Raw genomic sequence first — 13,894 nt, 5'->3', positions numbered from 1 at the left:
GGCCACCGGGCAGACTCGCCGCCGTGTCGGGAACGCGAGGGGACGCCACCCCGAGCAGAAAGGGCATCCGGTGACGTCGGCTCAACGGTGGGCGCAGGTGTGGCGGGGCGGCGCCTACCTCCTGGGATCGCTGGCCACCGGGATCGCCACGCTGCTCGCGCTGCCACTGCTGTGCCATCCGAGGCTCGCCCGACGATGGGCGAACTGGCACCGTGACCGCGCCGGCCGACTGCTCGGGACGCCGTTGACGTCGCGCCCGCCCCTGCGTGCGAGGGGCCGCCAGGCGTGGACCGATCCGGCCACGCCCCGCGACCTGCTCTGGCTGCCGGTGAACGTCATCACCGGAGTGGCGCTGGGCCTGTTCGCGCTGCTGTGCGTGGGCAACCTCCTGACCGCGGCGGTCGCCACACCACTGTGGTGGGCGTTCGCGCCGGAGAGTCGACCACGGCTGTTCGTCGACATTGCGGTGACCGACTGGGCGACAGCCCTCACCCTCGGTCCGCTGCAGATCCTGCTGCTCGCCGCGCTGGCGTACCTGGCGTTCGTGCCGATCGCCCGCGCGCACGCCCGGCTCTGCCTGGTGGTGCTGTCGCACTCGGCAGCGGAACAGCTCGCCGACCGGGTCGCCGTGTTGACCCGTACCCGGGCGGACGTGCTCGACGCACACGGCGCGGAGCTGCGCCGCATCGAGCGCGACCTGCACGACGGCACCCAGGCGAGGCTGGTGGCCATCGCGATGCGGCTGGCCGTGGCCCGGCGGGCGCTGTCCGACAATCCCCGGGACGAACAGTTCCTGGAAGGACTTCTTCGCGACGCGCACGAGGGAACCGAGGAGGCGATGACCGAACTCCGCGACGTGATCCGAACCGTCTACCCGCCGATCCTCGCCGACCGCGGTCTCACCGGCGCACTGACCGCGGTGACGGCTCGCTGTGGTGTGCCGACCCGGCTGGACATCGACAACCTCGGAACGGTACCGGCGGCGGTGGAGTCCGTCGTCTACTTCGCCGTCGCCGAGGCACTCACGAACGTCGCCAAACACAGCCGGGCGACCACGGCCGGCGTACGGGTGCGCCGTACGGCGGACCTGTTGTCGGTGGTTGTCACCGACAACGGTGCTGGCGGCGCCGACGATCAGTTGGGCACCGGCCTGGCCGGAATCCGTCGCCGAGTGCTCGCGCTCGACGGCACCGTCGACGTCGACAGTCCGGCCGGCGGGCCGACGACGATCACCATGGAGCTGCCGTGCGGGTCGTGATCGCCGAAGACAACGTGCTGCTGGCCAGCGGATTGGAACTGTTGCTCAACAGCGTGGGGTTCGACATCGTCGCCATCGCGGGCGACGCGACCGGCTTCCTCACCGCTGTACGGGACCACCGGCCCGACGTCACCATCGTCGACGTCCGGCTGCCGCCGTCATTTCGCGACGAGGGCATCCGAGCCGCGTTGCAGGCCCGTCGGGAGCACCCCGGCCTGCCGGTCCTGGTGCTGTCGCAGTACGTCGAGCAGCAGTACGCCGCCGAACTCCTCTCCACTACCGGTGGCGGCGTCGGCTACCTCCTCAAGGACCGCGTCAGCCGGGTGGACGAGTTCGTCGACGCGCTGCGCCGAGTAGCCGCCGGTGGCACCGCCATGGACACCGACGTCATCGCCCAACTCCTCGTCAACCGCAGCGACCCGATCGCCGTCCTCACCCCCCGTGAACGCGAGGTACTCGCCCTGATGGCACAGGGGCACGACAACAACACCATCGCCGCACGGCTCGTCATCACCGACAACGCCGTGCACAAGCACATCGGCAACATCTTCCACAAGCTCGGCCTCGCCGTCACCGACAGCGGCCACCGCCGCGTCCTCGCCGTCCTCGCCTACCTCAACGGCGCGGGCCAGACCGACGGCGACTGAGCAGGCCGTCAGCCTGCGCACCCTCCCGCCAACCCGGAGAGGGAACCGCGGTGTCGGTCGCGGATGGCACAATCCCGCTCACTGCCCGCGGGAGGAGATCAACATGGGCTGGCTGGCGGCTGGTGCCGACTACGAGGTGAGCCTGGAACGCGGGAAGGTGGTCGCGCGAAACCGCCAGGGCAGGCTGCTCAAGAGCCTGCCCAAGGCGTTGCGGGACACCGACGCGGTGGTCGGCTTGCGGCAGCTCTCGGAGTGGTTGAAGCGGCACGAGGTCTCCTGCCGGCGGGAGGTCGAGCAGTGGATGGTGCGGTCGCTGCCCGTGCCGACGACGGTGATCTGCGAGGTGTGGGCGGACGAGGCGTGGCGTACGTCGCTGCGTGATCTGGTCGTGGTGCCGATCGACGGCGCGGGGCGATGGGATACCGACCGGGCCGGGCTGCTGCGTGACGCGGACCCGGAGAAGGGCCTCGGTGTGGTGGACCTGGACGGCGAGAGCGGCCGCGTCACCGCCGTGCAGGTTGTCCTCCCACACCCGGTCCGCCTGCCGGACCTGGCGGACCTGCGGGAGTTCGCCGTCGACCTGGGGGTGCGCCAGGAGACGCTGCAGTTGTTCCGGGAGGTGTGGGCACTGCCGGAGTCACTCGACGAACGGCGTCGCGACCTGTCCCGTTACGCCCGGGGGCGGTACAAGGAGTTGCGGCACGTGCAGGCGCGGGCGACGTCGGCGGGCTACCGGGTGCAGGGTGGCGCCGCGTCGGTGCGGGTGTGGGAGGACGGCGTTCCGATCGTCGCGTCGGTGTGGATCGGCGAGGGCGATCCGCTGTACGAGACCGAGACCGGAGCGCTCTACTTCACCGATCCGGAGGGGGAGGCGGTGGCGTTGGCGGCCGTCGGGCCGGTGGCGTGGTCGGAAGGAATGCGGATGGCGGCGAATCTGCACGCCGGACGGGTTGTCGACGAGGACGGTGAGCGGGCGTGAGTGAGGCGCTGTTGGAGGCGGGGGCGATCCTGCCGGGCGGTGAGGCACAGGCCGGACGTGATGTGGTGGCCGCGCGTCGCTACAACCATCCGGCGCTGACCGGTCGTACCGTCGTCCGTCTGGCCGGGGCGACGCTGGGCGAGGCCGAGGACCTGTCGATGGAGTTCCTCGGGTTCAGCCGTACCGCCGAACCGACGCCGGTGGGCACGGCCCGGCGGCAGTCGCTCGGGTTCCCGGCGTGGGCACTGATCAATGATCCGGCGAACGGTCGGCACGCGCTCGCCATGGTCAAGGACATGGCACGGCTCGCGCGGACCGCCGCGTCGAAGCCGGGTAACGCCCGCGACGGTTACCAGCAGCTCGCCGTCCGGCTGGGTGCGGCGGCGCCGCATTTCCTGCCGACGTTCTGGGAGGAGGCCGGGCGGGCGTTCCGCGCCGCCGACAACCCCCGGATGGCCGGCGGCTGCTTCGCCGAAGCCCGACGGGCCGAACAGGTGCACGGGCTGACCGTGGACGAGGAGCGACTGCGGGAGGTGCATCTGGAGTTCGCCTTCGCCGGTGCCCTCACGGCGAAGATGCTGACCGAGTATGCGCGCGGGGTCGCGACGCGGCGGCCGGCGCCGGAGGCGTACGAGCTGGTGCGGACCCTGGCCCTCCGGCGCGTCGCCGGCGGGCTGCCGCCGTACGCCGGGATGGCGGAGGACCTGCGGCGGCTGGCGAGGGCGGCCGGCGTGGACGCCGAGGAGCAGGCCGAAGCGGTGATCCGGCAGTTGCTGGCGTTCCCCGCGATGGCCCGCTCGAACGAGGCGGTGTGGAAGGCGTACCGCAAACCCCTGCTGCGGCTGGCGGAGCGTGACCCTTCGGTGCGCCTTCGGCTGGTGGAGATCCTCCCCGAGCCGCCCGGTTGGTCCACCGACGTCACCGACTTCTGGCTGGAGCTGTTGGACGCGGCCGGCACGCTCGATGTGTTGCGGGACGAGGCGGCGACGGTGTCCGCGGCGCGGTGGCTGGAGCGGCTGATGGCGCTGCGGGAACGGCGCAGCCGGCGACGCTGTGAGCGGCTCGTGCGCGTCGTGGCGGACCTGGTGCCGCGGCTGCGGGCGGAGGGTCGGCCCGTGACGTTGTGGAGCGGCTTCGCGCACCGGGCCGACCTGGACGTTCTCGACGTGTGCCTGGCCGGCGGGGTGCCGGTGGCGGTCGACACGGACAGCGGCGCGTTCAACGTGTCCGCCTGGGTGCGCGACGCCGCCCCCGGCCGGCGGGACCTCCGCGCCGTGGCCGCCGACCCCAGATGTCGGGCGCTGCTGGCGCGGGGGGTCGCCGACACCCTGTCGCAGCTGCACAGCAGACACGGGTCGGGGCCACTGCCGGCGCAGTTGGTCACCGAGACGCTGGGCGCCGCCGGCCTGCGGGAGGTGCTGTCCGAACTGCTCGTCGAACGGGCCGCCCGGGTGTCGGAGGGCACTCTGCTCGGCTTGGACGAGGCGCTGTCACAGCTCGCGGCCGTGTGGTCGCCCGCCGGGGTGGCGTTAGCGCCGGACGCGTTCACCGCCTTGACGGAGGTCGACGTGCCCGCGGTACTCGCCCGGTCCTTGCGGGCCGGGCTGGTCACGGAACTGTCCTGGCCGGCGTACGAGCAGGTGGCCGAGGACAAACTCGGCCGACGCTTCGGCGACGCCTGGCCGCAGTTGGTCGTGCACGACAACCAGACGGCGCACGTCGTCGACGTCGACGCCCCGACCAGCGAACACATCTTCCGGTACCCGCCCCCGGACAGCCCGCACGCGCGCAACTCCCACGCCGACACCACCTGCCGGCTGGTCGACGGGCAACTCCTGGTCAGCTGGTACGGCAGCAGTGGCCGGTTCGCCGGCTACTGGTCGGCCGACCCGGACATGCTGGTCGAGCCCGGCCGACCGACGGACCACGCCCTGTGGGGCCGCCGGTCGCTGCCGTTGCCGTTGCCCGACGGCGCGACGACCACGGGCAGTCGGCCCTGGCACGCCGGGGACACCCGCGGTCCGGCCGCGACGTATCCGGTCGCCGGTGACGGCGTCTCGTTCTGGCGATGTGAACAGCCTGCCGATCCGACGCCGGAGGAACGGCGTTGGCGGGAGTACGACCCGGCGACCGGCGAGGCCGGTCGGTACAGCCTGCCCGCGTTCTTCGCCGCGGACCTGCCCCCGGGCGCGACCCTCCTCGCCGGCCTGTGCGAGTTGCGGCCGGCGCCGGCGCGGTTCGCCTCGTCGCCGCTGGGCTGGCGCGACGGGCTGGTCGGGTGGCGGGTGACCCGCCTGCCGGACGGCACGCAGGTGGGGGAGGGCGTCGACGGACGGCGGGTGTCCTGGCACTCGAGCGCGGTCCGGGCCAGCAGCAACCCGTTCCACGGCGACGCGCTGGTTGCCGGCCTGCGGCTACCGGGCAGCGACGTCGTGCTACCGGTGACCGGGCGGCCGCAGCACCGGGGCGAGTTGGCGCTGACCGTCTGGAGTGCCGACGGCCGGGAACCGGTGGACCGGTGCCACCCATCCCGGCACCTCCCGCCGCTGGCCTGGTGGCACGCGCTGACCCCGCGCGATGTGCCGGGCTCGGCCCGGCTGCGGCGGCTCGACGCCGCCGACACGGCCCGGCTGATGGCGATCGACGACACCGTCACGACGTCCACCGAGACCAGTGCGGTGGCACTGGCCCTCGTCACCGAGGTGCTGACGGAGGTGACCGACCCGGTGCTCCGTACCGCCCTGGCGGAGGAGGTCGTGCGCGCGGTGCGGCTGCGCCGGCGACTGGAAGCGGTGCCGCAGTTGGTGGCGACCGAACTGGTCGACGAGACCCCTGTCGACGCCGTCGCCGATGACCTGTTGCGCACCGCCTGGTCCGGGTTGTTGCCGAGGGATCGGTTCACCTACTACGGCGGTGGCGCCCAGGCGCGGCGGGAGATCCTTCGGCAGATCACCGCGGTCGCGGACCTCCTCGCGGCCGGGACGGTCGAGGACGTACCGCAGGCCACCCCGATGTGGGTGGACGCGCTCGGCGGGCTCGGCGCCCTCGCCGTCCGCGCCGCCGCGCCGGTCACCGATGAGCGGGAACGCCACGCGCTGGCCCAGATGCTGTCCACCCTGGCCGGTACCGCGCTGACCGACCCGGCGCAGGCCGTGCGGGTGCTCACCGTGGCGTGGGACGAGGCGCCACCGGAAGACCACCGGGTCGTGCAGCGTGACGGTGCCCAGGTCACGGTGCTGCTGTCCCAACCTGGCCCGACCTGGTATCCGGCGAACGGCAAGCAGTGGCGCCGTACGGCCGTGCAGTTGTCCCCGGACGGGCGGTTCATCCCACCGGCCGGTGCCACGGTCGAGGCGGAGACCGTCGCGGCGGGCTGGCGCGGCGCCGATCGCATCCGGGAGTTCTGCCGGTTGCTCACCGAGCGGGGCCCGGCGCCCTGGCGCGCGGAGTACGTCGACGACCTGGCGCACCGCACCGGCATGACGCGCGCCGAGGCCGCCCTTCTGCTGGCCGGTCTTCCCGGCATCGACGACTGGCAGGCCAACTTCCTCACCGCCGACCAGCGGCGCGCCCTCGGGGTGAACAACACCCAGGCGCGCACCGCCCGCGACGCGTTGAAGTCCCTGCCGTACGGGCAGCGAATCGCGCTCGTGGACGCGGCGATGCCGCAGGACCCGGCCGAGCTGTGGCGCACCGGCCCGGACGTCGACGGCCTCGCCACGGCCTGGTTGGCGCTGCGCGGCGCCCGCGTCGTCATCGACGAGCACCTGCTCGCCGACGCCACCCGCGTCCTACCCACCAACCGAGCGGCCGACATCCTGCAGACGATCGCCAACCCGGCCCCCGGAAGCTGGCTGACCACCGACGGGGAAAGCCAGCCCGGCGACTGGGGCCGACTGCAGACCACGACCACGGACGGCACCCCGTTCGACGGCAACCATCTGTACGAGTGCACGGCGGCGCTGCTGTGGCTGGCCTACCAGCTACCGTGGGGCGACCCGATGCGCGACGCTCTGCCGCGAGCGTTGGAGCTGCTGCGGGAGCGGCTGCGCAATCCGCGACTGCTGATCGGCGGCGGGCAACACGAGGCGGGTGAGCAGCCCCAGGTGGGGCCGGCGCTGGTGGTCGGGCACGCCTTTCGGGACATGGTCGCGCACCATCTCGCCCCTGCCCACCTCAGCGGACCGCAGGACCCGGCCCTCGGCTTCATTTCCGGCCCGGTCGCGGACGCGTTGCGGCTGGTGCTCGCGCCGGACCTCGCCGCCGTGCTGTCCACTCCGGAGGGCGCCCGCGGTGACCACCGCGACCCTCGGGTCAGCGCGCCCGACCTGGTCGACGCCGTTGCGGCGCACACCGGTCTCGACCGGGATTCTGCCAGCTACTACCTGCAACTGCTCGCCCTGCCGAACCCCAACGACGTCAACGTGCGCGCCTGGAACGCGTGGAAGCCCGCCACCCTCAAGCACGCCCAGGCGGCTCTGCTCGACTCCAAACTGGTGGTGGCAGGCAAGCGGGAGCGCGCCGGCCGGGGGGTCTTCCTGCCCGGCGGCTGGCTCGCGGCGAAGAACCCCACCCCGCCCATGGAGAGCTGGAAGCAGCCGCTGTACCTGTCCCTCAACGGGTTGACCCTGGTCACCCGCACGACGCCGGAGCTGTTCCGCACGGTCTGGGACCGCGTGACCTCCGGTGACGAACCCCGCTACCTCGACCTGCAGGAGAAGGCGTGAACGCCCGACAGATCGACCCGCCGGAGCACCAGTACGCCGACGAGTTGGCGTTCCTGGCCGCCGCCGACCGCGGTCCCCGCCCGCCCGGCTGGCAGCTCACCCCGCAGGCGGTGGTCACCTTCATCGCCGGCTCCGCCGGCCGCCCCGTGCCCGGCGCCGACGGCCGGCAGGTCACCATCGCGCCGAAGTTCGTGGGGGAGCGGGCCCTCGTCGAGCGGTGCGTCGTGACCCTGGCCGGTGAGCGGGGCCTGCTGCTCGTCGGCGAACCGGGGACCGCCAAGTCGATGCTGTCCGAGCTGCTCGCCGCCGCCGTGTGCGGCACGAGCGCGCTGGCCGTGCAGGGTACGGCCGGCACCACCGAGGAACAGCTGCGCTACGGCTGGAACTACGCGCTCCTGCTGGCCAAGGGACCGTCGCGGGAGGCACTGGTGCCCTCACCGGTGCTCACCGCGATGACCACCGGCGCGGTCGCCCGGGTCGAGGAGATCACCCGGTGCCTGCCCGAGGTGCAGGACGCGCTGGTGTCGATCCTGTCCGACCGTCGCTTGGTCCTGCCGGAACTCGCCGAGGACCCGGTCGCCTACGCCGCGCCGGGCTTCTGCGTCATCGCCACGGCCAACCTGCGGGACCGGGGCGTGTCGGAGATGTCCGCGGCGTTGAAACGGCGGTTCAACTTCGAGGTGGTGCCTCCGATCGCCGACTTCGACGCCGAGGTCGCCCTCGTCACCCGGCAGGCCCGCGCCACCGTCGAACGGGTCGGCGCCGCGTACACGGTGGACGAGGCGGTGTTGGAAACGCTGGTGACCGCCTTCCGCGACCTGCGCACCGGCAGCACCGTCGAGGGCTGGGAGGTGGAACGCCCGTCCTCGGTGATGAGCACCGCCGAGGCCGTCGCCGTCGCCGCGTCGATCGGCCTCTCCACCGCGTACCTGCCCGGCCCGGACCCGTTGTCCCTGCTACCCGGGCACCTGGTGGGCGTGGTACGCAAGGACGACCCGGCCGACCACGCGCGGCTGTTGGCGTACTGGGACGGCGCCCTGCGCCGCCGCGCCGAGGCCGGCGGCCGGATGTGGCGGCAGTTGTGGGAGCAGCGCGATGTCCTCCGTGACTGACCACGGCACCGCTGACGACCCGCGTGCCGCCGTCGCGCGTCTCACCGACACCGGCCGGGTCACCCTGATCGGGGTGCGACACCACTCGCCGGTGCTCGCCGCCGCGATCCCCGCCCTGCTGGAGGCGGCGGCCCCGGACGCGGTGCTGGTCGAGCTGCCCGCCGACATGCAGCCGTGGCTGACCTGGCTGGCGCACCCCGACACCCGGGCTCCGGTTGCGCTCGCCGCCGCCGACGGCGACGAGGGCGGACCGCTGGCGTTCTACCCGTTCGCCGACTTCTCCCCGGAGCTGGCCGCGCTGCGGTGGGCGCGCCGCCGAGGCGTGCCGGCCCACTGCTGCGACCTGCCGCTGACCGACCCGGCCTGGCAGGAACGCCCGACCGCCGTCGGCCCCCGGGCGAGCGGGTACGCCGACACCGTGCGGGCCGCCCTGACCGGCCGGACCGGAGACGACCTGTGGGACCGCTGGGTCGAGGCCACGGCCCCCGGCTCACCGCCCGAAGCGGTACGCCGGTCGGCGTTGGCGGTCGGCTGGGCGCTGCGTACCGATGCCGCCGTCGACGGCGTCGACGCCCTGGATCGGCGGCGCGAGGCGTGGATGCGCCAGCGGATCGCGGAGACCCCCGGCCGCCTCGCCGTCGTGGTCGGCGCCTTCCACGCCCCCGCTCTGACCACACCCGGCCAGCCATCGCCCGCCACACCACCCACACCCGATGCCGGGTCGCCGCGGCGGGCACCCGTCATCTCGTTGGTGCCGTACTCGTTCGACCTGCTCGACGCGCGATCCGGCTATCCCGCCGGGATCCGCGATCCGCGCTGGCAGCAGTCCGTCCACGATGCTCGCGCCGACCCCGCCGCCCTTGCCGCCCGCCTGCGCGGCTTCGCCGTCGAGATCACCCGGCACGTGCGCGACCAGGGACACCCCACCGGTCCGGCGGAGGCCGCCGAGATCACCCGGCTCGCCCAGGATCTGGCCCGACTGCGCAACCTGCCCGCCGCCGGACGCGGTGAACTCGTCGAAGCGTTGCAGACCGTTCTGGCCCAGGGTGAGCCGGTAGGGCGGGGCCGGGCGGTCGCCGCCGCCATGCAGCACACCCTGATCGGGCAGCACCGGGGTCATCCCTGCCCGGACACCCCCGTCAGCGGGCTGACTCCCGCGACCATCGCCCTGTTGCGGCAGCTGCGCCTGCCCGGCCCCGGTGAGCCGCCCCGCACGGTTCGCCTGGATCCGTTGCGTACCCCGCTCGACCGGCGACGAGAGACCACCCTGCAACGACTGCTCGCCTGCCAGGTGCCCTACGCCGAGCCGGCCGAGACCACCACGCCCGACACCCTCACCACCCGCTGGCGGCTGCACTGGCAGCCCGGCACCGACGCCGGTCTCGCCGCCGCCAGTCCACACGGCGTCACCCTCGCCCAGGCCGCCGCCGGCATGCTCCACACCCGGCGCCGCCGAGAGGTGGCCGACGGCGGCCCCACCGCCGCACAGGCCGTCACCGGGCTCGCCCGCGCGGCCGCCTGCGGCCTCCCCGACGCCGTCGACGTCCACCTCGCCGACCTGCACACCGCCGTGACCGGCACCGCCAGCCTCGCCGAACTCGCCGCCGCCGGCCACCTGCTCCAGCGGCTGCACCGCGGGCACATCCCGGCCACCCCGGCACCACCGATCGGCCTCGACGAGCACCTGACCCACCTGCACGCGGCAGCGGTGCGCGCCATCGACGGACTCGCCGGTTCCACCGACCTCGCGGATGCCCGCGCGCTGCTCGACCTGGTCCGCAACGCCGACGACAGCGGTCACCTGCTGCGACTCGGCGACTCCGTCAGCCGCCTCGCCCGCGACGGATCACCGATGATGCGGGGAGCGGCCCACGCCGTCCAGGTGCTGCTCGGTCTCGCCGCCCCCCGCGTGTTCGGCGCGGCCCTCGCGTCCTGGACCGAGATGCCCGCCGCCGAGTGCACCGACCGGCTCCGCGGAGCGCTCAGCCTCGCCGGCGCACTGCTCGAGGCCGGCGGGGACACGCTTGCCCCGCTGCTGGACATCGTCGACGGCTGGGACGACGACCACTTCGTCCGCCGGCTGCCCGCGCTGCGCGGCGGCTTCGACGCGTTGAGTCCCGCCGACCGGGACCGTCTTCTGCACACCGTTCGCCACCGCATCGGCGACGTCGACGCGACGGTGCGGGTCTCGCCGGGCCTGCTCGCCGAGTGGCTCGCCGTCGACCGGGCCGGCCGGCAGGCCCTGGCCGCCCTCGGGCTGCCCACGGACAGCAGCGCCGAATGCGCGGGTGCGCCACCGTCCCCGGCGGAGCCCCGCCCGGCGTCCCGGGCGCAGACACTGCCCGCCGCGCAGCGCTGGCGGCTGCTGCTCGGCCGCCGTCCCGACGAGCTGCCACCGCGCGCACGCCAGCTCGCCACCGCTCTCGATGAGCTGTACGGAAACGGCAGGGGAGAGGGCTCCCACACCGCCGCGGGACCCGGCGGCGGACGGCAACCCGCGTACCCGCGGGTGCGGGACTGGGCCGACGACCTCGAAGCGCTGTTCGGCACGGCAGTACGCGACGAGGTGCTTGCCCGCGCCGCCGAACGGGGACGCGCCGACGCCCTCCTCACCATCGCGCCCGAGAGCGTCCGACCCTCGGTGGCGCTGCTGCACACCGTCCTGGCCCTGGCCGGCGGTCTGCCCGAGGCGCGGCTGCACCGACTGCGCCCACTCGTCGCCCGGCTCGTCGCCGAGCTGACCGCGCAGTTGGCCCGGGACATCAGACCGGCACTGAGCGGGCTCGCCACACCACGACGCAGTCGCCGATCCACCGGGCGCCTCGACCTCGGGGCCACCGTCCACGCCAACCTGCACACCGCACACATCGGCTCCCACGGCGCGGCTCAGCTCCGCCCCGAACGTTTCGTCTTCCGCAGCCGCGGTCGACGCAGCGTCGACTGGCAGGTGATCCTCCTCGTCGACGTCTCCGGGTCGATGGAACCGTCCACGATCTGGGCGGCGCTGACCGCGTCGGTCCTCGCCGGCGTGACGACCCTGCGAACCCACTTCGTGACCTTCTCCACCGAGGTCGTCGACCTGACCGACCGGGTCGTCGATCCGCTCAGCCTGCTGATGGAGATCAGCGTCGGCGGCGGCACCCACATCGCCGGGGCCCTGCGCTACGCCCGGCAGATCGTCACCACCCCGAGCCGCAGCCTCGTCGTGCTCGTCAGCGACTTCGAGGAGGGACATCCCATCGGGGGACTGCTGACCGCCGTCCGGGCGCTCGCCGACGACGGGGTCACCCTGCTCGGCTGCGCCAGCCTCGACGACCGGGGCCAACCCCGCTACAGCACCGCCGTCGCCGGGCAACTCGTGGCCGCCGGGATGCCCGTCGCCGCGCTGAGTCCCACCGAGCTGGCCCGTTGGATCGGAGACCAGGTCCGGTGAGCCTGCCCCCCGTCGCACCACACGTCACGGCCGCCGCCGTCGTCGCTCTCCCCACCCGGCTGCGGTCCAAGCTCGACCAGGCTGTCGAGAAGCAGGGGAGCTGGACGGTCACCGCGTCCGACTCCGGCGTGACGATCGCCGTCGACGGCGACGTCACCGTCACCCTCACCACCCCGGTCGACACCCCGGACGCAGCCGTCTGCACCTGCCTGCTCGCACCACGCTGCCTGCACCGAGCCGCGGTGCTCAGCGCCGCACCCGTCCGGACCACGCACCCCCACCACGCGGCCGCAGCCGGACCGGACATGGCCGTCCCCGAGGCCGTCGCGACCACCGAGACCGGCCCGCCCGCCACCGCCGCCGAGAAGGCCGCCGCCACCCAGGTACGCGACGTCGCCGCGCTGATCCTCGAACACGGAGTGGCAGGCGCCGGCGCGGTGACCCAGGCGGACCTGCTCCGCGCCATCCACCAGGCACGCGCCGTCGGACTGCCCCGACTGGCGACAGCAGCCACCAGAGTGGTGGAACACCTGCGCGCAGCCCGCCGGAGCACCCCCGGATTCCACCTGGCCGACCTCACCGACGACCTGCGCGAGACACTGACCGTCTGTCACCTCCTCGGTGCGGGCACCGGTGACCAGCGAGCCGCCCGGGGCACGAGCCGGCGCGGCTACGAGCCGGTCGGCGACCTGCACCTGTACGGGCTGTGCACCGAGCCGCTGCGCACCTCCACCGGCCACGTCGGCGCGGTCAGTTACCTGACCGACGGCACGGCGACCATCTGGAGCCTGGCGCAGGCGCGCCCCGGTGACGGCGACACCGCCCGCACCGCCGCGCACGCGAGCGTCAACCTCGGCGACGTGACGCTCAGCCACCGCGAGCTGGGCCGCGCCGGGATCATCGCCAGCAACGCCCAGGCCTCCGCCGACCGGCGCCTCAGCCACGGCAACGCCGTGCAGGCCGTACGGACCGCGGGCCGCACCTGGCACGAGGAACCAGCCGACACCCTCTGGCGGCAACCGATCCCCGAGCAGGCCGCCCGCTGGCTGAGCGCCCGCGAACTCGCCCGACCCGAGCGGCCCGCCGGCCACGACCTCGCCTTCCTCGACGGCGTCCTCGCCACCGACCAGCGAGGTCTCCTCCTGCGGACGGCGGACCGGCCGGGGCCGATCATCGTCGTCGCGCCACACGACGATCCGGTGCTTCCGTACGTCGCGAACCTGCGTCTGCTCGCCGCCCACGCCACCGGCATGCCGGTACGGATGATCGGACGCTTCGACGGACCCCGCCGGGTCCACGGCCTCGCCGTTGCCGCGTCCTGGCTGCCGGACCGCTTCGGCGGACACGTCGACCTTGGCGTCGACCAGATGCAGCGCGCCGACCTACCCGGCGCCACCGCCACGACGGAGCCGTCCGGCGCCGACCGCCCGCAACCACCGCTGCACCTGCTCACCCACCACCTGCAACGAGTGGTCGCCGTCGGTCGCAGCGCCCTGGTGCCGGACGTCGAACGGGACGCGCGGGCGCTCCTGGACGCCCAACTCCCGACGGCCGCGTCCGTGCTGCGCGAGCTGCGGCGCGCGGGTCACCGGCGAAGCCGAGACGCGTTCGGGCGGTTGAGCCAGCAGGACTCCATCGCTCTGGCCCTGGCCTGGCTGGTCGCCGGTGCCTACCAGGACGCCGCGGCGACGGCCGCAACCGCGGGATCATGGCAAGCCGACTGAGGCCGAGGCCGTGC

Annotated in this window: 7 protein-coding genes; all 7 read left to right on the top strand. The window is 73.9% G+C overall.

Annotation, left to right across the window (positions count from 1 at the left end; all coding sequences use genetic code 11):
• Positions 1-70: 70 nt before the first annotated feature.
• The 7 genes from AB0C01_RS06040 to AB0C01_RS06010 all read left to right on the top strand — a co-directional run bounded on the left by AB0C01_RS06040 (position 71) and on the right by AB0C01_RS06010 (position 13,880).
• A complete protein-coding gene (locus tag AB0C01_RS06040) occupies positions 71-1,258 on the top strand; it encodes a histidine kinase (RefSeq protein ID WP_357570389.1) in 1,188 nt (395 codons plus the stop codon).
• A complete protein-coding gene (locus AB0C01_RS06035) occupies positions 1,246-1,905 on the top strand; it encodes a response regulator transcription factor (RefSeq protein WP_357240064.1) in 660 nt (219 codons plus the stop codon). The genes AB0C01_RS06040 and AB0C01_RS06035 overlap by 13 nt, the downstream gene beginning before the upstream one ends.
• A gap of 103 nt (positions 1,906-2,008) precedes the next feature.
• Positions 2,009-2,884 (top strand): DUF4132 domain-containing protein, encoded by an 876-nt coding sequence (locus AB0C01_RS06030; RefSeq protein ID WP_357570388.1) that lies wholly within the window; start codon positions 2,009-2,011, stop codon positions 2,882-2,884.
• Positions 2,881-7,611 carry a hypothetical protein gene (locus AB0C01_RS06025; protein ID WP_357570387.1) on the top strand — a complete coding sequence of 1,577 codons (4,731 nt, stop codon included), beginning with the start codon at positions 2,881-2,883 and terminating at the stop codon, positions 7,609-7,611. The genes AB0C01_RS06030 and AB0C01_RS06025 overlap by 4 nt, the downstream gene beginning before the upstream one ends.
• Complete coding sequence (locus AB0C01_RS06020) at positions 7,608-8,723, top strand: AAA family ATPase (RefSeq protein ID WP_357240056.1); 1,116 nt, start codon at positions 7,608-7,610, stop codon at positions 8,721-8,723. The genes AB0C01_RS06025 and AB0C01_RS06020 overlap by 4 nt, the downstream gene beginning before the upstream one ends.
• Positions 8,707-12,156, top strand: a complete 3,450-nt coding sequence (locus AB0C01_RS06015; protein ID WP_357570386.1) for a DUF5682 family protein — start codon at positions 8,707-8,709, stop codon at positions 12,154-12,156. Before AB0C01_RS06020 ends, AB0C01_RS06015 begins: the two co-directional genes overlap by 17 nt.
• Positions 12,153-13,880 carry a hypothetical protein gene (locus tag AB0C01_RS06010; RefSeq protein WP_357570385.1) on the top strand — a complete coding sequence of 576 codons (1,728 nt, stop codon included), beginning with the start codon at positions 12,153-12,155 and terminating at the stop codon, positions 13,878-13,880. Before AB0C01_RS06015 ends, AB0C01_RS06010 begins: the two co-directional genes overlap by 4 nt.
• The last annotated feature ends 14 nt before the right edge of the window (positions 13,881-13,894 follow it).

This window comes from Micromonospora sp. NPDC048905, from assembly GCF_040649655.1.
Taxonomy (GTDB): Bacteria; Actinomycetota; Actinomycetes; order Mycobacteriales; family Micromonosporaceae; genus Micromonospora.
This window is presented reverse-complemented; position numbering and strand designations above follow the sequence as displayed.

Excerpts from the sequence above, each read along its gene's own strand:
- AB0C01_RS06030 (WP_357570388.1), top strand. The coding sequence starts at position 2,009 with ATGGGCTGGCTGGCGGCTGGTGCCGACTACGAGGTGAGCCTGGAACGC.
- AB0C01_RS06015 (WP_357570386.1), top strand. The coding sequence starts at position 8,707 with ATGTCCTCCGTGACTGACCACGGCACCGCTGACGACCCGCGTGCCGCC.